The 20,583-nt window shown below is 73.7% G+C and carries 17 protein-coding genes; 9 read left to right on the top strand and 8 right to left on the bottom strand.

What is annotated here, in order from left to right; all coding sequences use genetic code 11:
- Window positions 1-52: 52 nt before the first annotated feature.
- The 3 genes from FKD65_RS19795 to FKD65_RS19785 are packed head-to-tail and all read left to right on the top strand — an operon-like array spanning window position 53 to window position 2,228.
- Entirely contained in the window at window positions 53-973 is a 921-nt protein-coding gene (locus tag FKD65_RS19795; RefSeq protein WP_141578906.1) for a cation diffusion facilitator family transporter, read from the top strand.
- Window positions 974-978: 5 nt separating this feature from the next.
- Complete coding sequence (locus FKD65_RS19790; protein WP_141578905.1) at window positions 979-1,341, top strand: BlaI/MecI/CopY family transcriptional regulator; 363 nt, start codon at window positions 979-981, stop codon at window positions 1,339-1,341.
- On the top strand, window positions 1,338-2,228 hold the full coding sequence (locus tag FKD65_RS19785) for a M56 family metallopeptidase (RefSeq protein WP_141578904.1): 891 nt from the start codon (window positions 1,338-1,340) through the stop codon (window positions 2,226-2,228). Before FKD65_RS19790 ends, FKD65_RS19785 begins: the two co-directional genes overlap by 4 nt.
- Window positions 2,229-2,244: 16 nt before the next feature.
- On the opposite strand, the gene FKD65_RS19780 is transcribed toward FKD65_RS19785, so the two are convergent.
- Window positions 2,245-2,700, bottom strand: coding sequence for a tellurite resistance TerB family protein (locus tag FKD65_RS19780; RefSeq protein ID WP_141586948.1), 456 nt, complete (start codon window positions 2,698-2,700; stop codon window positions 2,245-2,247).
- Between the two features lie 98 nt (window positions 2,701-2,798).
- On the opposite strand from FKD65_RS19780, the gene FKD65_RS19775 reads away from it, so the two are divergent.
- The 4 genes from FKD65_RS19775 to FKD65_RS19760 all read left to right on the top strand — a co-directional run bounded on the left by FKD65_RS19775 (window position 2,799) and on the right by FKD65_RS19760 (window position 11,340).
- Complete coding sequence (locus FKD65_RS19775) at window positions 2,799-3,149, top strand: phosphatase PAP2 family protein (RefSeq protein ID WP_240810248.1); 351 nt, start codon at window positions 2,799-2,801, stop codon at window positions 3,147-3,149.
- Window positions 3,150-3,563: 414 nt separating this feature from the next.
- Window positions 3,564-4,241: a hypothetical protein gene (locus tag FKD65_RS19770; RefSeq protein WP_141578902.1), complete on the top strand. Its 678-nt coding sequence runs from the start codon at window positions 3,564-3,566 to the stop codon at window positions 4,239-4,241.
- A gap of 61 nt (window positions 4,242-4,302) precedes the next feature.
- Window positions 4,303-6,342, top strand: a complete 2,040-nt coding sequence (locus FKD65_RS19765) for a flotillin family protein (RefSeq protein WP_141578901.1) — start codon at window positions 4,303-4,305, stop codon at window positions 6,340-6,342.
- 123 nt (window positions 6,343-6,465) lie between these two features.
- Window positions 6,466-11,340, top strand: a complete 4,875-nt coding sequence (locus FKD65_RS19760; protein WP_141586947.1) for a DNA repair ATPase — start codon at window positions 6,466-6,468, stop codon at window positions 11,338-11,340.
- A gap of 15 nt (window positions 11,341-11,355) precedes the next feature.
- Here the strand turns inward: FKD65_RS19760 and FKD65_RS19755 are convergent, their stop codons facing one another.
- Together FKD65_RS19755 and FKD65_RS19750 are read right to left on the bottom strand one after the other, a co-directional pair.
- Window positions 11,356-11,805, bottom strand: coding sequence for an SRPBCC domain-containing protein (locus tag FKD65_RS19755; RefSeq protein ID WP_168221115.1), 450 nt, complete (start codon window positions 11,803-11,805; stop codon window positions 11,356-11,358).
- On the bottom strand, window positions 11,802-12,155 hold the full coding sequence (locus FKD65_RS19750) for a helix-turn-helix transcriptional regulator (protein ID WP_205718722.1): 354 nt from the start codon (window positions 12,153-12,155) through the stop codon (window positions 11,802-11,804). Before FKD65_RS19750 ends, FKD65_RS19755 begins: the two co-directional genes overlap by 4 nt.
- Window positions 12,156-12,243: 88 nt before the next feature.
- On the opposite strand from FKD65_RS19750, the gene FKD65_RS19745 reads away from it, so the two are divergent.
- On the top strand, window positions 12,244-13,665 hold the full coding sequence (locus tag FKD65_RS19745) for an MFS transporter (RefSeq protein ID WP_141578899.1): 1,422 nt from the start codon (window positions 12,244-12,246) through the stop codon (window positions 13,663-13,665).
- A gap of 252 nt (window positions 13,666-13,917) precedes the next feature.
- Here the strand turns inward: FKD65_RS19745 and FKD65_RS19740 are convergent, their stop codons facing one another.
- A complete protein-coding gene (locus tag FKD65_RS19740) occupies window positions 13,918-15,306 on the bottom strand; it encodes an MFS transporter (RefSeq protein WP_141578898.1) in 1,389 nt (462 codons plus the stop codon).
- A gap of 73 nt (window positions 15,307-15,379) precedes the next feature.
- On the opposite strand from FKD65_RS19740, the gene FKD65_RS19735 reads away from it, so the two are divergent.
- Complete coding sequence (locus tag FKD65_RS19735; RefSeq protein WP_141578897.1) at window positions 15,380-16,366, top strand: DUF5937 family protein; 987 nt, start codon at window positions 15,380-15,382, stop codon at window positions 16,364-16,366.
- 15 nt (window positions 16,367-16,381) lie between these two features.
- On the opposite strand, the gene FKD65_RS19730 is transcribed toward FKD65_RS19735, so the two are convergent.
- The 4 genes from FKD65_RS19730 to FKD65_RS19715 form a co-directional block, all read right to left on the bottom strand.
- Window positions 16,382-16,924 carry a DapH/DapD/GlmU-related protein gene (locus tag FKD65_RS19730; RefSeq protein WP_141578896.1) on the bottom strand — a complete coding sequence of 181 codons (543 nt, stop codon included), beginning with the start codon at window positions 16,922-16,924 and terminating at the stop codon, window positions 16,382-16,384.
- 35 nt (window positions 16,925-16,959) lie between these two features.
- Window positions 16,960-17,943 carry a LysR family transcriptional regulator gene (locus tag FKD65_RS19725; protein WP_141578895.1) on the bottom strand — a complete coding sequence of 328 codons (984 nt, stop codon included), beginning with the start codon at window positions 17,941-17,943 and terminating at the stop codon, window positions 16,960-16,962.
- Between the two features lie 65 nt (window positions 17,944-18,008).
- Window positions 18,009-18,638: a TetR/AcrR family transcriptional regulator gene (locus FKD65_RS19720; protein WP_141578894.1), complete on the bottom strand. Its 630-nt coding sequence runs from the start codon at window positions 18,636-18,638 to the stop codon at window positions 18,009-18,011.
- Window positions 18,639-20,417: an amidohydrolase family protein gene (locus FKD65_RS19715; RefSeq protein WP_141578893.1), complete on the bottom strand. Its 1,779-nt coding sequence runs from the start codon at window positions 20,415-20,417 to the stop codon at window positions 18,639-18,641. It abuts the gene before it with no gap.
- Window positions 20,418-20,583 lie beyond the last annotated feature (166 nt).

Below are 20,583 nucleotides of genomic sequence, written 5' to 3'. Positions count from 1 at the left end.
TCAGCGCCTACGCTTGGCCGGACGTTTCGGAGAACGGCACGACAGGGGATTTGTGAGCGCCGAAGGCAGTACCAAGGCCGTCATCACCGCGCTGGCCGCGAACCTCGGGATCGCGGTCACCAAGTTCGTGGCGTTCGCGCTGACGGGTTCGTCGTCGATGCTGGCGGAGGCGATCCACTCGGTGGCCGACTCCAGCAACCAGGCGCTGCTGCTGATCGGCGGGAAGCGAGCGGAGCGCGACGCGACCGAGGAGCACCCGTTCGGCTACGGGCGGGAGCGCTACATCTACGCGTTCCTGGTGGCGATCGTCCTGTTCAGCCTGGGCGGGCTGTTCGCGCTGTACGAGGCCTGGCACAAGATCAGCGACCCGCACCCGATCGAGGAGTGGCAGTGGGTGCCGATCGCCGTCCTGCTGGTCGCGATCGCCCTGGAGGGGGCGGCGCTGCGCACCGCGGTCCGGGAGTCGAACCGCAGCAGGGGGCGGGCGAGCTGGGTGCAGTTCGTCCGCCGCTCCAAGTCGCCGGAACTGCCGGTCATCCTGCTGGAGGACACCGGGGCGCTGGTCGGGCTGCTGTTCGCGCTCGCGGGCGTCGGGCTCACACTGATCACCGGGAACGGCGTCTGGGACGGGATCGGCACCGCCGCGATCGGCGTGCTGCTGGCGGCCATCGCGATCGTGCTGGCCACCGAGGTCAAGAGCCTGCTCATCGGGGAGTCCGCGACGCCGGAGCACGTGCGCCTGATCAGGCAGGCGATCGTGGAGGGCCGCGACGTCCCCGCCGTGATCCACATGCGCACCATGCACCTCGGGCCCGACGAACTGCTGGTCGCCGCGAAGGTCGCCGTCGACCTCCAGGACGACGCGCGGGAGGTCGCCGACGCGATCAACGACGCCGAGGCCCGCATCCGCGCGGCGGTGCCGATCGCCCGGCTCGTCTACCTCGAGCCGGACGTGCAGCGGAAAGGGGGCTGAGGACGGTGACGCGCAGGCCGCTCGGACAGCTGGAGGCGGAGGTGCTCGCCGCGCTGGCCGGGCTCGGCGGGGCCGCCAGCACCGCCGAGCTGGTGGAGCGGCTGGAAGGTGAACCCGCCTACACGACGGTGAACACGATCCTGCACCGGCTGCACGAGAAGAAGCTGGTCTCGCGGACCCGGGCGGGCCGGCACTACCGCTACCGGCTCGCCGTCGACGAGTCCGAACTGGTCGCGGGGCGCATGCGCGAGCACCTGCGGCACGCCAGCGATCCCGGGAACGTGCTGAACCGGTTCGCGCGGTCGCTCAGCGCGGAGGAGGCGCGCGAGCTCCGCGAGTTCCTCGACCGTCCGGAGGCCGGCGGGTGAACGGGTACACCTTCCTGCCCCTCGCCATCATGCTGGCGCTGAGCGCCGTGCTGGCGAAGGCGCCGGTGCGGCTCCACCCGTCCTGGTCGGCGCGGCTGCTGGCGACGACCGGGGCGCTGACCGGGGTGGCCGCGCTCGGCACCGGCTTCTTCGTGGCCGTCAACTACGCGGCGACGCTGGCGCCGTCCGCCGCGGCGCACGTCCCCGAGTGGGCGCTGTTCGGGGACGACCGGCCCGTCCCGGACCCGGTGGGGATCCCGGCGGCGGTGCTGTCGGCCGCCGGGCTGGCGGCCGCGGGCAGGGCCGCCGCGCGCCGGAGCGCCGCGCTCCGCGCCGCGCGGGCCTGCGCCGGCGAGCCGCTCGACACCGACGTCCCGATCGCCGTCGCGGTCCCCGGCCGCGGCGGAGGGGTCCTGGTCTCCCGGGGCCTGCTGCGGGATCTGACGGCCGGGGAGCTCCACGTCGTCTTCCAGCACGAGAGCTCCCACCTCCGCCACCGGCACCACCGCTACCTCGCTGCCGGTGCGCTGGCCGAGGCCGTCCTGCCGCCGCTGCGGCCCCTCGCCGCCCGGCTGCGGCTGGCCACGGAGCGCTGGGCCGACGAGGACGCCGCGGAGGCGATCGGCGACCGCGCGGCCGTCGCCCGGACGATCGCCAAGGTCGCCCTCGCGCAGCCGCGCGACCCGGGGCCGGTGAGCGCGTTCGCCGAGTCCGGGGTCGTCGAACGGGTCGAGGCGCTGCTCGGCACGCCCCCGGCCAAGAACACGGTCACCGGCCCGCTGCTGTTCATGGGCAACGGCGTCGTCACCGGTTCGCTGACCGCCGCGACCCTCCAGCTGGATCAGCTGCTCGTGTCGTTCCTGCTGTCGCTGCTGGCGTTCCGGTGACGGGAGGCGCCACCGCTCACAGGTCGAACTCGGCGGGGTCGAGGCCGACGGCGAAGCACGCCTCGCGGACGACGGCGCGCTCGCTCTGGTCGAAGTTGCCGTCCGCGCCGCCGATCACGATGCCGATCTGGATGACGGCGCGCGCCTCGGCGGGCCTCTTCTTCGCCTTGCCGATGTCCTGGAGGACCGCCACCTTCCCGAAGTCGAAGTCGGCGGTCAGCTTGCCGACGTAGTCGTTGAACCGGCGCTGCAGGTCGTCGGCCGGGAAGTTCTGGAGCACCTCGTTGGAGGCGATCAGCGAGGCGGTCCGCTGCCGCTCGGACGGGTCCACGCTGCCGTCGGCGGCGGCGACCAGAGCGCACATCGCCATGCTCGCGTCGCGGAACGCTCCGCTCTTCAGTTCGTTCTTCCTACTGAGCAGCTGCGTCTGCATGGTCTGGGTTGACTCGCGCAGCTTGTCCCAGAAAGGCATCGTCATCCTCCGCTCGTTGGCCGTCTCCACCGCTTCCCAGCTTACTGCTACAAATGTAGTAGTAGTCTTCGGGGAGAGGTCGGGCCAGTGAAGTCCTGGTGCGCGGGACGCAGGTCGCGCTGGCCCGGACGCCGCCGCGCACCGGTCACGACCTGCTGTTCGCCGCCGGGGTGCTGTCCTGTCCGTCTGGGCATGCCGCCAACGCGGCCGCCTGCCTGCTGTTCGCGGCGGCGGTGACCGGCGCCTCCCGCGCCTGGACGGCCGCCGCCCACGCCGTGGCGGCGGGCGTCGCGTTCGCCGTCGTGGCGCTCGGCTACCACTGGCCGACCGACGCCGTCGCGGGCTGGGCGCTCGGCACGTTCCTCGCCTGCCTCGGCCGGATCCCCGTCGTCCCGCGCCCGGCCCGGAGCGAAGCGACCGTTCCCGTCTACGACACTTGTAGCAAATAGCGTCCGGGGTTTACGGGAAACGGCGTCCGGGATCGGCCGCCATTAGCGGGTTTCCCCGACCGAAGAGCGCGACGGCGCCCGAGTCCGGCGTTAAAGGCTTCCGTTAGCCCGGCAAATGAGTTAAAGTGTCTCTCGGTGTGCCGGGAAGTCTGGTCGGCGAGACAGGATACGTCTGCGACCAGGAGGGTCTATGACTCCCCGGCACTTCTTCGTCCCGCCGGCTCCGCCCGGCCGTACCGCCCCGCGGCTCGACCTGCCACCCGCCCTCTGCCGGGTGTTCTGGGCGCACGTCTTCCCGGATAGCTGAGCCAGGCCCCTTCTTCGACTGACGCAGCCTTTCCTCACGGTCGGGCGGCCCTGGCCGGCGCGCCCTTCCGCAGTTCATGACGTCTCGACGCGGAAGCGTGCAATTAAATGGGCGAATTCGTCGATGTCGCGCTCGGTTTTCCGACCGCGCTCTTCAGTTTCTCTCTTCTGGTGGTGGCCGGGTACTGGACGCTCGTCCTGCTCGGCGGCCTTGGAATCGACTTCCTCGGCGCCGGCGCCGATGCCGACACGGGGGCCGGCGCCGGCGCCGGCGCCGAGGACGGGTTCGCCGCGGAGCACCTCGCGCCGCTCGGGCTGGGCGGGGTCCCGGCGACGGTCGTGCTGTCGGTGCTCGTCGGCCTCGCCTGGTTCGTCAGCCTGGCAGGTTCGGCGCTGCTGGACGGCGCCGTCCTGCGGGCGCTCGTCCTGCCGTTCGCGCTGGTCGTCGCCTGGATCGGGACGCGGGCGGCGGTCCTGCCGCTGCGGCGCGTCTTCCAGGGCAGGGCCGAGGCCTCGCTGCGCGACTTCGTCGGGCTCCCGTGCGTCATCCGCACGGGGCGCGTCGGGCCGGACTTCGGCCAGGCCGAGGTGACCGCCCCGGACGGATCGTCCGCCATCGTCCAGGTGCGGCAGCCCGCCATGGACGTGCCCGTGGCGGGCGCGGCGGCCGGCGCCCCGGCGGGCGCCGGCCTCACCGCCGGCAGCACGGCGCTGATCTTCGACATCGATCCGGACGGCCACTTCTTCTGGGTCATGCCCTACGACACGGCCCCCGACCTCCGCTAGGACCCGCGGCCGCCCGCCAGGCCGCCCGACTGCTCATCCCCTCTGGCAGACAGGGATCTCGATGGACACCATCACGATAGGAGCCGGTGTGCTCCTCGCTCTCGCGCTGCTCGTCACCCTCGGCCTCGTGCTCATGGTGACCCGGTTGTTCCGCAAGGTCGACCAGGGCCGCGCGCTCATCATCTCCAAGCTCAAGAAGGTCGACGTCACCTTCACCGGGGCGATCGTCCTGCCCGTCCTGCACCGGGCGGAGCTCATGGACATCTCGGTCAAGACGATCGAGATCGAGCGGACCGGCCGGGACGGGCTGATCTGCCAGGACAACATCCGCGCCGACATCCGCATCACGTTCTTCGTCCGCGTCAACAAGACCGTCGAGGACGTGATCAAGGTGGCGCAGGCGATCGGCACCGAGCGCGCCAGCAACCAGGAGACGCTTCAGGAGCTTTTCGCCGCCAAGTTCTCGGAGGCGCTGAAGACCGTCGGCAAGCACCTGGACTTCGCCGACCTCTACACCCGCCGCGACGAGTTCCGCGACCACATCATCCGCGTCATCGGGACGGACCTGAACGGGTACAGCCTCGAGGACGCCGCCATCGACCACCTGGAGCAGACGCCCCTGCTCTCCCTGGACAGGTCGAACATCCTGGACGCCCAGGGCATCCGGAAGATCACCGAGCTGACGGCGATCGAGCACGTCCGCACCAACGAGCACGCCCGCAACGAGGAGAAGGAGATCACGCGCCAGAACGTCGAGGCGCGCGAGGCGATCCTGGAGCTGGAGCGCCGGCAGGCGGACGCCGAGCTGCGCCAGGAGCGCGAGGTCGAGACCGTCCGGGCCCGCGAGGCGGCCGAGATCGAGCGGGTCAAGGCCGAGGAGCGGCTGCGGGCGCAGGCCGCGCACCTGCGCACCGACGAGCAGCTCGGCGTCCAGAACGAGAACCGCGACCGCGAGGTGTCGGTGGCGGCGAAGAACAAGGAGCGGGTCCTCGCGATCGAGAGCGAGCGGATCGAGAAGGACCGCCTGCTGGAGGTCATCGCCCGCGAGCGCGAGACGCAGCTGACCCGCATCGCGGCCGACAAGGAGGTCGAGGCGGAGAAGCGGGAGATCGCCGACGTCGTCCGCGAGCGGATCGCGGTCGAGCGCACCGTCGCCGAGCAGGAGGAGGCCATCAAGCGGCTCCGCGCGGTCGAGGAGGCCGAGCGCGCCCGCCAGGCTGTGATCATCCACGCGGAGGCGGAGGCGCAGGAGAACCTGGTCAAGGACATCAAGGCCGCCGAGGCGGCGGAGGCGGCCGCCGCGCACCGCGCCCGCGAGGAGCTGACCCTCGCGCGGGCCCGGCAGGAGACCGCCGAGCTGGACGCGCAGGCGAAGATCAGGCTGGCCGAGGGGCTGCGCGCGGAGGCCGCCGCGGCAGGGCTCGCCGAGGTCCAGGTGCGCGAGCGCGACGCCGAGGCCATCGAGAAGGTCGGGCGCGCCGAGGCCATGGTCGCGCGGGAGATGGCCCTGGTCGAGGCCGGCCGGATCCGCGACGGCCTGAAGGCCGAGGCGGAGGGGCTGACCGACAAGGCCGGCGCGATGGCCGCGCTGGACGAGGCGTCCCGCCAGCACGAGGAGTACCGGCTGCGCCTGGAGGCGGAGAAGGACGTGCGGCTGGCCGGGATCGAGGTGCAGCAGAAGGTCGCCGAGGCGCAGGCCGCGGTCCTCGCGACCGGGCTGGAGCAGGCCGACATCAGCATCGTCGGCGGCGACTCGGTCTTCTTCGACCGCCTGGTCGGGTCGGTCGCCCTCGGCAGGAGCGTGGACGGCTTCGTCCAGAACTCCGATGTCGCGAAGGCGGTGGCGGGCCCGTGGCTGGACGGCTCGGCGAGCTTCACCGACGACCTGGCCCGCGTGCTCGGCGCGGTCGACACCGGCGGCGTGCGGGACCTGACGCTCTCGGCGCTCCTGCTGCGCCTGATCAGGTCCGGCGGCGCGGACAGCGCCGGTCTCCAGGACCTCCTGGACACCGCGCGCCGCCTGGGCGTCGCCGACGCCCCGCTGTCGAAGCTCAACGGCACGGACCAGGCGAACGGCGCCGACCTCGCCGCGGCCCGCTGACACCCCGCGGGTGAGCCGCCGGCGGCTCACCCGCGCGGGGCGGGCGGGGCAGGCCGGGAGCCGCGTGGACGAGACGGGGTCCGGCGCGCGTCGAGGCGGACGAACGGGAGGCAGAGCGTGGACATGACAGAGCCCGGCGGGGCCGGGAACCGGCACGCGGAGCCGGACCACGGCACGTACGAGGTGCTGCGCGCGCGGCTCGCCGGGCACGCGGGCGAGCTGGCGCGCCGGGCGGAGGCGCTGAACGCCCGGCGGCTGGAGGTCTTCGGCGGGTCGGACCTGCGGCTGGCGGGCACCGAGCGGATCCGGACGGAGCACAACTGCGTGCCCCGCGATGTGGTGGCGCTCGGCGGGGTGATGCTGTTCGGCTGCAACGCCTTCCTCGGGCTGAAGCCGGAGACGACGGTCGGCGATGTCTTCTCACTGCACCGGCTCACCCGCGACGAGGACGGCATCCGGTTCGTCCAGGCGGGGCCGGAGGCCGCGCCGGGCCTGCTGGACGACCCGCGCTTCCTGCGCGACTTCGCTGACATGTACCGGTACTACCGGCAGGCGCGGCTGCTCCAGCTGCGCCTGGTGGAGGGCCGGCTGCTCGCCGTCTTCCAGACCGGTCCGCGCCTGTCGGACCTGCGCGTCCTGCGGTGGCGGACCGCGCCGGACGGCGGCGTCGCCTACGAGGACAACCAGGGAGAGCGCGACCACGCGTTCCCTCCCGCCCACGACGTCGACTGGGTCGAGGCCACCCGGGACGACCACGTCGCCGGGCGCCACCCCCACATCTCGATCGAGGGCGAGGTGTTCGTCGAGACGATCGGCGGGACCCTCACCGTCAAGATCGAGGACAACACGGGGACCGGCGAGGGGATCTACTCCGAGCCGGTGGACGAGCCGCTCCAGTCGCTCGCGGACGCCGACGTCCTGCACGCCCGGGTCGGGGCGCTGATCCTGCTGCGGATCAGGCCGTACAACGAGTCCGCGTGGCGGCACCTGGTGTTCAACGTCCGCACCAAGGAGGTGGAGCGGCTCGACGGGATCGAGCAGGCGTGCCGCCGCCTGCCGGACGACCACGGGATCATCTTCCCGGGCGGCTACCACCTCGACACGGGCGCCGCGAAGACGTTCGACACCGACGTCGCGGGCCTGGAGTACGAGCGGGCCCTCCGCGCTCCCAACGGGGAGGACGTCCTGTACGTCTTCCACTCGCGGGAGGACGGCCGGTCGCTGCTGCTGCCCTACAACGTGATCCGCAAGCGGGTCGCGGCGCCGATCACCTGCCACGGGTACTCGCTGTTCGACGACGGGACGCTCGTCGTCATGCGGGCGCTGTCCGACGAGCCCTCCCGCGTCCACCCGATGCAGATCTGGGCGACACCGTTCACGTCCGACGCGTACGCCGCCGCCCAGCCCGTCGGCACCGGCCCGCTGGAGCGGGTCGGGAACGCCGACCTCGTGCGCGGCGTCTCCGAGTGCCTGTCGATCACTCGCATGGTCGCGGAGACCTCCCCGTCCGACCGGGTGTTCGAGGCGCTGATCGCCTCCTGCACCCGCGCGGCGGACCTGTACCCCTGGCTCGGCGACGACCGGCTCGGGGACCTCGCGTCCCCGCTCGCCGAGGTCCGCGCCACCGCGGGCCAGGTCCTGGACGAGTACGAGAAGGTCCGCGCGCTCACCGAGCAGGCGGCCGCCGCCGTCGCGGAGGCGGGGGAGCGGCTCGCCGCCCTGATCCGCCGTGCGGGCACCGAGGTGCCGGACAGCGCCGACGGCTGGGTCTCCCGGCTGGCCGAGTTCCGCCGCGTCCAGGGCCACCTGGAGACGTTGCGCGACCTCCGTCACGCCGACGGCGCCCGGATCGACGAGCTCTCGGAGAACGCCCGGACGGAGCTGGACGAGGCCGCGCGGCAGGCCGTCGAGTACCTGCGGGGCGAGGACGCGTTCACCGGCTACCACGCCGAGGTCGAGCGCATCGCCGAGGCGGCGCGCGCCATCGGAACGGCGGCCGACGCCGCGTCGCTGGCCGGCCTCCTCGACGCGCAGAACGAGGGGCTGGACGTCGTCACCGAGGTCGTCGGCGACCTCGACATCACCGACGCCACCGCGCGGACCGCGATCCTGGAGCGCGTCGGGGAGGTGCTCGGCGGCCTCAACCGGGCCCGCGCCGTCCTCGACGAGCGCCGCCGCGATCTGCTCGCCCGCGAGGGGAGCGCCGCGTTCGCCGCCGAACTCGGCCTGCTGGACCAGTCCATCTCCGGCGCCCTCTCCGCGTCGTCGACCCCCGAGGACTGCGACGCGCAACTCGGCCGCCTGCTGCTCCGGCTGGAGACGCTCCAGGCCCGCTTCGCCGAGCCGGAGGAGTTCCTCGCCGCGCTGGAGACCAAGCGGACCGAGCTCTACGAGGCGTTCTCCTCCCGCAAGCAGACGCTCCTGGACGAGCGGGCCCGCCGCAGTGAGCGCCTTACCGAATCGGCCGACCGGATCCTGTCCGGCGTCCACCGCCGCGCCGCCGCGCTCGCGTCCCGGGACGAGGTCACCGCCTACTTCACCACCGACGCGATGGTGGTCCGGCTCCGCGCGATCGCGGACGAGCTGCGCGAGCTGGGCGAGGCCGCCCGCGCCGAGGAACTGGACGGCCGCCTGGGCGCCGCCCGGCAGGAGGCCGGGCGCGCCCTGCGCGACCGCCTCGACCTGTACGGCGACGGTGGCGGGACGATCCGCCTCGGCCGCCACCGGTTCGCGGTCAACACCCGCCCGATCGAGCTGACCCTCGTCCCGCACCGCGACTCCGTCGCCTTCACGATCACGGGGACCGACTACCGCGCGCCCGTCCTGGACGCGGACTTCGCGGTGACCCGCCCCTTCTGGAGCCAGAGCCTCGTCTCGGAGACGGCGGAGACCTACCGCGCCGAGTACCTGGCGGCCTCGCTCCTCGCCGACGCGGACCCCGGCGACCTGCGCCGGGCCGCCGCGGGCGGCCGGCTGCTCGCCCTCGTCCAGGAGGCGGCCGCCGACCGCTACGACGAGGGCTACGAGCGGGGCGTCCACGACCACGACGCGGCCCGCATCCTGGAGGCGCTCCTGCGCCTGCACACCGAGGCGGGCCTCCTGCGCTACCCGGGCGAGGCCCGCGCCGCCGCCCAGGTCTTCTGGACGCACGGCCCCGACGAGGCCGAGCGCGCGGCGTGGACGGTCCGCGCCCGCTCCCTCGTCCGCGCCCGCGAGGCGTTCGGACGTCCGGGCGCCCTCACCGCCCTCACCGGCGAGCTCCGCTCGGCCATCGCCGCGTTCACCGAGCGCGGCGCCATGCCCGCCCCCGGCCCGCTGACCGCCGAGTACCTGATCGAAGAGCTCGCCACCGCCCCCGACGGCTTCGTGACGAGCGAGGGTGCCCGCACCCTCCTCAAGGACTTCGCCCAGGCGCTCGGCGCCGCGTCCCTGGACGAGGACCTGCGCGGCGCGGGAACCCTCGCCGCGCGCCGGCAGCTCGCCGAGGCGTGGCTCTCCGCCTACCTCGGGACGGGGGCGGACGGCGACCCGGCCGACCTGCCCGAGGCCGTGGCCATGCTCCTGTGCCCGTCCGCCCGCTACGACTCGCCCGCGGCGACGGCCGCCACCGTCGACGACCTGCTCGGCCGCCACCCGAGGATCACCGGCCGCCGCCTCGACCTGCGCCTGGACGAACTCCTCGCCAGGACGCGCCGCTTCCGCGCCGAGCGGGTCCCCGCGTTCCGCGCCTACCAGAAGAAGCGGAACGAACTGGTCGCGGCCGAGGAGAAGCGCCTCGGAGTGGCGGGCCTCCGCCCGCGCACGATGAGCTCGTTCGTCCGCAACCGCCTCATCGACGAGGTCTACCTCCCCCTCATCGGCGACAACCTCGCCAAGCAGCTGGGCGACGGCGACCGCGCCGACCAGATGGGCATGCTCCTGCTCATCTCACCGCCCGGCTACGGCAAGACGACCCTGATGGAGTACGTCGCCGACCGCCTCGGCCTGGCCCTGGTCAAGGTGGACGGTCCGGCGCTCGGCCACGGCGTCACCTCCCTGGACCCGGCCAAGGCGCCGGACGCCACCGCCGCCCGCGAGGTCGAAAAGATCAACTTCGCGCTCGAGATGGGCACCAACGTCCTGCTCTACCTCGACGACATCCAGCACACCTCGCCGGAACTCCTGCAGAAGTTCATCCCGCTCTGCGACGCCCAACGCCGCATCGAAGGAGCCGCACGCAGCTACGACCTGCGCGGCAAGCGCTTCGCCGTCTGCATGGCGGGCAACCCCTACACCGAGTCGGGCCGCCGCTTCCGCGTCCCCGACATGCTCGCCAACCGCGCCGACGTGTGGAACCTCGGCGACGTCCTGTCCGGCAAGGACGAGCTGTTCGCGCTCAGCTACATCGAGAACGCCCTGACCTCGAACCCGGTCCTCGCGCCCCTCTGCGGCCGGGACCGCGCCGACGTCGAACTGCTGGTCCGCCTGGCGGCGGGGGACCGGACCGTCCACCCCGACCGCCTGTCCCACCCGTACTCCCAGGCCGAGCTGGACGACATCCTGTCCGTGCTCGCCAAGCTCCGCCGCGCGCAGCAGGTCGTCCTGACGGTCAACCGCGCCTACATGGCCTCCGCCGCCCAGGACGACCCGTCCCGCACCGAACCGCCGTTCCGCCTCCAGGGCTCCTACCGCGACATGAACAAGCTCGCCGAACGCATCCTCCCCGTGATGGACGAGACGGAGCTGCAAGCGGTCATCGACGACCACTACCGCGCCGAAGCCCAGACCCTCACCTCGGACGCGGAGGCCAACCTCCTCAAGCTCGCCGAGCTCCAGGGCACCCTGACCCCGTCCGAAGCCGCCCGCTGGACCGAGATCAAAGCCGCCTACCGCCGCGCCCAGACCCTCGCGGGCGGCACCGAGGACCCGTCCGTGGGCGCCCTCCTCCACCTGGCCGAAAAACTGACCGAGATAGAGGCCGCCCTCCGCGGCACGATCCCGCGCACGCCCCGCCGATGAGGTCCCCGGCCGGGGTCAGGCCGCGGTCGGGCGGGTCAGGTGGGTTTCGAGCTTGGCGGCGATGCTGGTCCAGGCCGCGCGGGCCCCGTCGGCGAAGGGCTCGGCCGGGAAGCGCTCGTGGAGGATGGTCATGTCGGTCGTGTCGCCGTCGGCTCGGAGGGTGACGGTGACGCGGGTCTGGCGCCCTCCGGTGGTGCCCGGCGACTCCCAGGTGAAGACGAGCCTGTGCGGGGGCTCGACGACCAGGTAGCGGCCGGTGACCTCGTCGACGCCGGTGGGGAAGAGCTTGGCGATGCGGAAGCGCCCGCCGACCACCGGGTCGCATTCGGCCCGGGCGACGGTGCCGGGGCCGGGCAGCAGCCACTGCTGGAGCCGGTCGGCGTCGGTCCAGGCGTCGAAGACGTCCTCGACGGCGGCGTTGAGCGTGCGGGAGACGCGGACGGTCGCCGTCCCCTGGTCGGTCACGTGGGCCCCTGCGCTGTGGGCGTGGTCCTTCCCCGCTCCAGATGGCGGGCGAGGGCGTCGGTGCCGCGCTGCCAGAAGCCGGTGTAGTCGGCGATCCACTGCTCGGCCTCGGTCAGGTGGGAGGGGTCGGCGCGCAGGTAGTGGTCGCGGCCCTGGATCTCGCGCCGGACCAGGCCGGCCTTCTCCAGGACCTGGATGTGCTTGGACACGGTGGCCAGCGCGGCCGGGAACCGCTGGGCGAGGTCGGTGACCCGGACCTGCCCGTCGCGCAGCTGCTCCAGGATCGCTCGCCTGGTCGGGTGGGCCAGGGCCGCGTAGGTCAGGTCGAGCACGTCCGAACGTTCAGCCACATTGCGAAATATTAGCGGCCGTGGCAATGTTCAGCCAATCGACTGAATGTTTCGGCCGGCGGCGCCGGTCGTACGGCGAGAGGTGCTCATGACGACTCGACCTTCGGCGATGGGCTGGACGCTGGCGCTCGCGTCCCTGGGGGTCTTCCTCACCTCCCTGGACGTGGTCGTGGTGGCCACGGCCCTGCCCGTGCTGCGGACCCGGCTGGGCGCGAGCCTGGCCGACCTGGAATGGACCATCAACGCCTACAACCTGGTCTTCGCCTGCCTGATCCCGACGGGGGCCGCGCTCGGGGACCGCTTCGGGCGGCGCCGCATGTACCTGGCGGGGCTCGCGGTCTTCACCCTCGCCTCGGCGGGTGCCGCCCTGTCGCACAGCGCCGGGGCCCTGATCGCGGCGCGGGTGGTGCAGGGCGCGGGAGCCGCGATCGTCCTGCCGCTCACCCTCACGCTCATCAGCGCCGCGTTCCCCGACGAGAGGAAGGGCACGGCGATCGGGATCTGGGGCGGCGTCTCCGGCCTGGGGGTGGCCGCGGGGCCGCTCGTCGGCGGGGCCGTCCTGGAGGGCATCTCCTGGGAGTGGATCTTCTGGATCAACGTTCCCGCCGGGCTGGTCCTGATACCGCTGTCGGCCCTGCTGCTGCGCGAGTCCCGCGGGCCGCGGCCCCACCTGGACCCCGTGGGGCTGCTGCTGGCCGGAGCCGGGCTGTTCGGCCTGACCTGGGGCGCCGTCCGGGCCCCGTCGGTCGGCTGGACAGACCCGGAGGTCATCGGGACGCTGGCCGCCGGAACCGTCCTGGTGGCCGCGTTCGCCGGCTGGGAGACCAGGGCGCCCCACCCGATGCTGCCGCCGGCCTACTTCCGCAACCGTGCCTTCACCACCGCGAACGCGGTCATCTTCTGCCAGTTCATCTCCCTGATCGGCTCGCTGTTCCTCATCGCGCAGATGTTCCAGATCGCGCTCGGCTACTCCCCGCTCCAGGCGGGCCTGCGCATCCTGCCGTGGACGGCGATGCCGATGCTGGTGGCGCCCGTCGCGGGAGCGCTCGCCGACCGGTGGGGCTTCCGGCCCTTCATGCTGGGCGGGCTCCTCCTCCAGGCGGTCGGGCTGGGGTGGCTGGCGGCGGTGACCTCGCCCGGCGTCGGCTACGGGACCGTCGTGCTGCCGCTCATCGTCGCGGGAGTCGGGATCGCCATGTGCTTCCCGACCGTCGCGGGCGCCGTCGTCTCGTCCGTGCCGCCTGGGGACGTCGGTGTCGCGGCCGGTGCCAACAACGCCCTCCGGGAGGTGGGAGGCGTGTTCGGCATCGCGATCGTCGCCGCCGTCTTCGCGCACGAGGGCGGTTACGCCACACCCGGGCAGTTCGTGGACGGCTTCACCGCCGCCGAATGGGCCGCCGCGGGCGTGGCCGCCGCCGGCGTGCTCGCCGCCTGGCTCGCCCCCGGGCGCCCGGCCCGCCCCGAACCCGGACGGGCGCCCCGCCCGCCCGTCGCGCTCGACGCCGAATGACCGGTCGCCCGAGCCCTGGTGGACGCCGGCGCGGGCGTCCTCGGAGTCGCCCGCGACCGCGGCGTGCTCGACGGGATGCGGGCCGAACTCGGCGACGCCTTCACCCCGGTGCCCGGCGACGTGGCCGACCCGGGCCTCCCGGCGCGGCTGCTCGCCGAGCGCCGGCCGGCCCTGGCGGTGCTGGCCGCCGGAGCCCGCCTGGTCTCCAGGCCGCTGCACGCCGCCGCCTACGCCGAGCGCGAGGGCGTCCCGTCAGACTCCTTCATCGCCCGCCTCGGCCCCCCGCTCGCCCCGCGACGGTTCGCGGCCCACGTCCTGGACCTCGCCACCACCGCCGACCTCCGCGCCTCCTACCGGGTCACGCCCCAAGGCCTCCACCCCCTCGACGGATCCCCCTGAGGGAGAGGGGGCCTCAGTGTCGGGGAGGGTGGTCGTGCGGCGGAGGGGGGAGAGGTAGAGCAGGAGCCAGGACAGGGCCGGTATCGCGGCGCCGAGCCAGAGGACCGCTCTCGGGCCGGCGTGGGCGCCGATCAGGCCGGCCAGGAAGCCGCCGATCGTCAGGGCTCCCATCAGCAGGAAGCGGAAGGTGGCGTTCATCCGGCCGAGCAGCGCCTCGGGGGTGACCCGCTGGCGGAAGCTCACCTTGATGACGTTGTCGACGCCGATCTTGGCTGCCGTCACCACCCAGGCCAGGGCGGCGAGCCACACCCAGGCGCCGTGCCCGACCAGCGGCACCAGGAGGCCGGCCGGCGCGAGCCAGAGGCTCGTCTGCCACAGGGCGCGGCCCTGGCCGAGGCGGCGGCCGACGCGCCGCGCGGCCATCGACCCGGCGAGCAGGCCCACGCCGCCGGACGCGAGGAAGCCGCCCAGCGCGGCGCCGGAGAAGCCGAGCTCGCGGACGAACACCACCGGCAGCATGGTCACGGTGAGCTGGATCGACAGGTTCGTGCAGGCGCCCTCCAGCAGGATCGGACGCAGCACGGGGTGGCCGAGCACGTAGCGCAGGCCGTCGTGCATCTCGCGGATCAGCCGGCCGCGCGGACCAGGCGCCGGTCCGGGTTCGGCGGCGCGGATGCCCAGCAGGCAGGCCGCCGACCACAGGTACGTCAGCGCGTCCACCCCGACCGCCACCGGTGCGGACAGCGCCTGTGCCAGGTACCCGCCGACGCCGCGCCCGCCGATGTCGCCCGCCGCGTCGAGGACGACGAGGTTGGCGTTGGCGTCCTCCAGGCGGTCGCGGCCGACGGCGTGCGGCAGGTAGCTGAGCTTGGCCACGTCGAAGAACACCGTGGCGCCGCCGGCCGCCAGTACCACCGCGTACAGGTGCGCCATCGTCAGGACGCCCTGCCACCAGGCCAGCGGGACCGAGCCGAGCAGCGCGGCGCGGGCCAGGTCCGCGGCGACCAGCACCTTGCGCCGCCGCATCCGGTCCACCCATGCGCCCACGGGCAGGCCGATCACCAGGAACGCGACCGTGCTCAGCCCCGCGAGGACCCCGACCTCGCCCGGGGAGCCGTGCAGCGCCACCACGGCGACCAGCGGAATCGCCACGTAGCTGATCTGGGTGCCGATCTCGCTGACCGCGGCGGCGGCGAAGACCCGGCGGAAGGCGGGGACGGTGAACACGCTTCGATGCGCCATGCCGCACAGCGTCGGGGCCGGAGAGGGCGGGACGGAATCGATTTAGACTGGTCCGAATCCGTCGGGAGGCGCCGTGCTGGACCTGGAGTTCACCACAGCCGACCTGGCCCGTACCCGGTTCGCGTTCTCGCCCCTGTGGGAGTGCGTCGCCGCGCTGCGCACGCCGGTGGAGCCGGCCGCGCACGCGCTCCACCGGCGCTGGCTCACCGCCGCGACGCCCCGGATCGCCGAACTGCGCTCGGCCGGACGCATCGCGCTGCTGGACGCGCTCGTGCCGCCGCCGCCCCGCTTCCTGCCGTCCTTCCTCGCGCCGACTCCCCGCGTCTCCACCCCCGGCCTGGACGAGGAACTCGCCGCGCTGCAAGCCGTCCCCGCGCGGCAGGTACGTGCCGAGCTGGAGCGGACCGGCGGTGTCCGGACCGCGCCGCTGCGGGAGCTGTACGCCGACCCGGCCGACGGATTGGCCCGGCTCGCCCGGGAGGTCCGCGCGTTCTGGGACGCCGCGCTGGCCGCCGCCTGGCCGCGGGTGCGCGAGCTGCTCGAAGCGGACGTGCTGTTCCGCGCGCGTGCGCAGGCCGACGGCGGTTCCGCGGGCCTGCTGAACGCGCTCGACCCGGCGATCCGATGGCGAGGCGACACCCTGTCGATCCGGCTCGTCCACCACTCCGCGGCGCACCGGCTGGACGGACGCGGCGTCGTGCTCGTGCCGTCCGCCTTCGCCTGGCCGCGCGTCTACGTCAAGACCGGCGGGACGTGGCCGGTCACCGTGCGCTACCCGCCGCGCGGGGTCGGCCTGCTGTGGACCGCCGCCGCCCGCCCGGACGCGCCGGACGCGCTCGCGGGGGTGCTGGGCGCCACCCGCGCGATGCTGCTCACCGTCCTGGCCTCGCCCACCTCGACCACCGAGCTCGCCGACCGCACCGGACTCTCGCCCGGCGCGGTCTCCCAGCAGCTCACCGCGCTACGGGCGGCGGGCCTGGTCACCGCCCGCCGCAGCGGCCGCTACGTCCTCTACGCCCGCACCCCCGTCGCCGACGCCCTCCTCACGGCCGCCGGATGATCCCCGGAGCCGCCGTCACCACTGCCGGTTCACGGTCGCCTTGGCGCCGGTCACCAGGCTCGCGGGCGGGACGTCCTCGGCCACGACCGCTCCGGCGGCGACCACGGAGTCACGGCCGATGCTGACGCCGGGCAGGATGGTGGCGCCCGCGCCGATCCACACGTTCTCCGCCACGTCGATGGGCGCCCCGGTCAGCCACTCCCGCCGCTCCCCGGGATCGACCGGGTGGCCGGCGGTGATGAACGTGGCCTTCGGCCCGACCATCACGCGCTCACCGAGCCGAATGCCGGCGTAGTCCAGGAAAGTGCAGTTCTGGTTGATGAACACGCGCTCCGCGAAGTCCAGGCGCAGGCCGTGGTCCGTGTAGAAGGGCGGGTAGATCGTGACTCCCGCGGGCAGCGGCCTGCCGAGGATCTGCTCGAACAGCCCGGCCTTGCCCGCCTCGTCCTCGAAGGGCAGGACGTTCAGCCGGGACGTGAGCTCGGTGGCCCGCCGGACCCTCGCGGCCATGGCCTGGAACTCGGCACTGTGGATGCGCATGAGACGGTCGCTGGGCATGCCGCGATCCTTCCTGGTGGTTCGGGTGACCGGTATCAGTGCCCGGGCGAAGTCGCCTTCGTCAGCCGTCGCGGGGCCGCCGGCGCCGCACGGGGCGTCGCCCAGGACGGGAGCCAGACCGGCTCGGAGGGCCTCGGCAGGCTTTCGAGGTGGGCGATGATCCCGCGGAGCCCCGGATGGGGGTTCGCCTTCGGGAGGATGAGCGAGACCGGGTACACGAGAGTCGGGTCCGCGATGGGGATGCGGCGCAGGTCGTAGCTCGCCGGCCAGATGTAGCGGTCCCGGGAGCCGACGAGGGTGGCCACGTCCGCCGAGTCCGCGAGGACGTCCAGGAGCACCTCGTCTCCGAAGTGCGGCCCCGCCGCGTCGACGCGCAGGTCGAAGCCGGTGGCGAGCTGGTCGTAGAACTCTCCCCACTCGCTGCGGGGCGCGATGCCCGGCACCCAGATCCGGTGCTTGCGCAGCCGCCGCGGGGTCAGCACCCGTGCGGAGGCGAGCGGGTGCGCCGGGCCGACGAGGAGTTCCAGCGGCGAGTCGAACGCGCGGATCATCCGCACGCCCGGCGGCAGGGCGGCCGGGTCCGTCACGGTGCGGAACGAGGCGTCGATCTCGCCCGCCTCGATGGCGGCGACCACCGCGCGGGGGTCGTCGACCCTGAGGGTCACCACGTCGAGGTCGGTCCCCGGACGCGACCGCCAGTACTCGTGCAGGACGACGGCCTGGGCGCTCCGGAAGCCGAGGACGTCGACGCGCGGTGCGCGGGAGCCCGGCCTGACGGCGCTGACGGCGCGCTCGACGCCGGCGACGACGCTCCGCGCGTGGGGGAGGAGCGCCTGGCCGTCCAGCGTCAGCTCGACACCCCGGGCGGTACGCGTGAACAGGCGGACCTCCAGATCGCGCTCCAGGGCGGCGATCCGCTTGGAGACCGCCTGCTGCGTCACGCCCAGCTCGTCGGCCGCGTGCTGGAGCTGCCCGAGCTCGGCCGCCCGGACGAACGATCGCAATGCCTCGGTGTCCACCGGCTCACCCTAGGCGCGCACAACCGGCCGTTGTGGCGCGCCGCGACTCGGTTGTCCGGTCGCGCTCAGATGATCGAGGCGCTGGTCCGGCGGGCGGCGAGGAGGCGGGCGAAGTCGGCCAGGAAGTCGAGGCGGGCCTCCTCGACGTCGGGTTCGGGGACGAGGGTCCGGGAGATGGTCTCGCCGTCGAGGAGGTTGCGCGTGGAGGAGACGAGCAGGTGGAGGGTCTCGTCGGGGAAGCAGGCCAGCGCGGGGACCCGGCGGGCGAGGCGCGTGATGTCGGCGAAGAAGCGCTCGGCGACGGGGGCCAGGCGGGCGCGCAGGTCGGCGTCGGTGCGGGCGGCGACCATCAGCTCGAACCAGACGACGTTCTCGCGGTCGCGGTGGCGGCCGCGCATCAGGGCCAGCGCGGCGCGCAGGTCCGCCGGCGGCGCGGCGGCCAGGTGGTCGGCGGCGGCTTCCAGGTGGCGGGCGGCGACCCGCTCGGCCGCGGCGACGACGAGGTCGAGCCGCGAGTCGAAGTGGCGGAACAGCCCGCCGCGGGAGACGCCCGAGCGGGCGCAGACCTCGCCCACCGAGGTGCCCGCGTAGCCGGCTTCGGCGATGGCCGCGATCGTCGCGTCCAGCAGCCGGGCGACGGTCGCCTCCCTGCGTTCGCGCTGGGTGCGCCGCCGGACGGGTTGCTGGGCGTCCACTCAGCCGACGATAGCAGCCGGGCCGGGCAGGGTCCGGGGGTCGACGGTGCCGCGCGGTTCGCCGGCCCGCAGGAAGCGGCCGGTGCGGCGGTGGCCGAATTCGGGGGAGTAGTCGCCGGCGCCGTAGATCGGGGTTCCCGCGACGAACGTCGCGACGACGGTGTCGTCGTTGCGGTTGACCATGCGCCGCATCCCGCCGAACACCTCGACCGGGGCCTCGTGCGCCTGGTCGAGCTCCGGGCCGAGGTGGTCGGGGTCGACGATGACGAGGTCGGCGCGGTCTCCCTCGCGCAGGAACCCGGCGTCCAGCCCGTACCAGGAGCCCAGCTCGCCGGTGAGCCGGTGGACGGCCCGCTCGATCGGCATGAAGCCCTCGTGGTGGGCGCGGCGCAGCAGCCGCAGCGGGAAGTTGTAGAACGCCATGTTGCGCAGGTGGGCCCCGGCGTCGGAGAACCCCATCTGCACCTCGGGCAGGGAGCTGAGGTGGTCGAGGGCCCGGGGCCGGTGGTTGGAGATCGTGGTGTGCCAGCGGACCTTCGTCCCGTGCTCGACCACCAGGTCCAGGAACGCGTCGACCGGGTGCACCCCGCGCTCGTCGCCGACCTGCCCGAACGTCCTGCCGACGGCGGAGGCGTCCGGGCACTCGACGATGTGGGCGTCGTAGAGGTCGCGGTGCCACACGCGCGGCGTCCACCGGTTCTCGTACTCGCGCCGGAAGCGCCGCCGGTAGGCCTCGTCCCGCAGCAGGGCGTTGCGCTCGACCTCGTCCTTCAGGTGCAGCGCGGCGGCGCCGGCGCCGAACTCCTCGAAGACCACGAGGTCGATGCCGTCGGCGAACACCTGGAAGGGGACGGGCAGGTGCTGCCAGCGGAAGTCGCCGCCGAGCCGGTTCACCGCGCGCGCCAGCGGCCCCATGACGTGCATCAGGAACGGGTTGGCCTTGACGTCGGCCGCGGTCAGGTAGCTGGTCTTCAGCGGCTTCCTGTCGCCCCGCCCGACGGAGGCCAGCAGCGCGGGGATCAGGGAGACGGGCAGGTTGAGGTTCGGGATGGACTGCAGGACCCGCCCGGAGCTGCGCAGGATGCGGTAGAGGCGGCGGCGCTCGGCGCGCGTGCCGAAGGTGGAGGGAAGGGTGCGGGAGCGGTAGCGGTCGCCGTCCAGCTTGTCCCAGGGGTTGCGCATCTCCGACATGCCGATCATCCCGGCGCGCAGGGCGTCGACCAGCAGGAGCTCCATCCTGCGCAGCTCGCCTCCGCTCGGGGCGACCTTCGGGTCGGTGGAGCGGCCGAGCCCCATCACCGCGGCGCGCAGGTCGGAGTGACCGAGGAACGCGGTGACGTTGGGGCCGAGCGGCAGGTCTTCGAGCGCGGCGATGTACTCGGCGGCCGAACCCCAGGTGCGGTGCCGTCCGAGGATGGACAGGACGGGATCGCGCGGCACGGCCTCTACCCTGCTGAACAGGTCGGCCGCGTCCAGGGGGTCGACATGGACGGTGCCCAGCGAGCACGACCCGAACACGACCGTGGTGACCCCGTGGCGCACCGACTCGCCCAGCCCCGGCGCGGCCAGGGCCTCGACGTCGTAGTGGGTGTGGATGTCGATGAAGCCCGGCATGACCCACTTGCCGGACGCGTCGACGATCCGCGCGCCATCGGCGGGGAGGTCGGTGGCGGAGACGGCGGCGACCCTGCCGTCCTTGAGGCCGAGGGTGCGGACCGCGGACGGCGCGCCCGTCCCGTCGAACCACCGGCCGCCGCGGATGATGACGTCGAAGCCCATGGCCGACATAGAAACCAATCGGTCGCTATGTGTCAAGGGTCGGTGCGGACGACGCGCCCCCGTCCCGCACCGGGGCGGAGAGCGGCCCGGGACCGGTTCGCTCGCCGGGGGGAGGCGTCTCCCCCGGCTGGGGGAACCGCGCCCCGGCCAGGGCTTTCTAGCCTGC

The sequence above is a fragment of the Actinomadura sp. WMMA1423 genome (genome assembly GCF_006547145.1).
In the GTDB taxonomy this organism is placed as follows: Bacteria; Actinomycetota; Actinomycetes; order Streptosporangiales; family Streptosporangiaceae; genus Spirillospora.
This window is presented reverse-complemented; position numbering and strand designations above follow the sequence as displayed.

What these genes read in the sequence shown, in the direction of transcription:
- FKD65_RS19740 (WP_141578898.1), bottom strand. Translation starts at nt 15,306, where the DNA reads ATGGCGCATCGAAGCGTGTTCACCGTCCCCGCCTTCCGCCGGGTCTTC.
- FKD65_RS19765 (WP_141578901.1), top strand. Translation starts at nt 4,303, where the DNA reads ATGGACACCATCACGATAGGAGCCGGTGTGCTCCTCGCTCTCGCGCTG.
- FKD65_RS19715 (WP_141578893.1), bottom strand. Translation starts at nt 20,417, where the DNA reads ATGGGCTTCGACGTCATCATCCGCGGCGGCCGGTGGTTCGACGGGACG.
- FKD65_RS19770 (WP_141578902.1), top strand. Translation starts at nt 3,564, where the DNA reads ATGGGCGAATTCGTCGATGTCGCGCTCGGTTTTCCGACCGCGCTCTTC.
- FKD65_RS19780 (WP_141586948.1), bottom strand. Translation starts at nt 2,700, where the DNA reads ATGCCTTTCTGGGACAAGCTGCGCGAGTCAACCCAGACCATGCAGACG.
- FKD65_RS19730 (WP_141578896.1), bottom strand. Translation starts at nt 16,924, where the DNA reads ATGCCCAGCGACCGTCTCATGCGCATCCACAGTGCCGAGTTCCAGGCC.
- FKD65_RS19760 (WP_141586947.1), top strand. Translation starts at nt 6,466, where the DNA reads ATGACAGAGCCCGGCGGGGCCGGGAACCGGCACGCGGAGCCGGACCAC.
- FKD65_RS19745 (WP_141578899.1), top strand. Translation starts at nt 12,244, where the DNA reads ATGACGACTCGACCTTCGGCGATGGGCTGGACGCTGGCGCTCGCGTCC.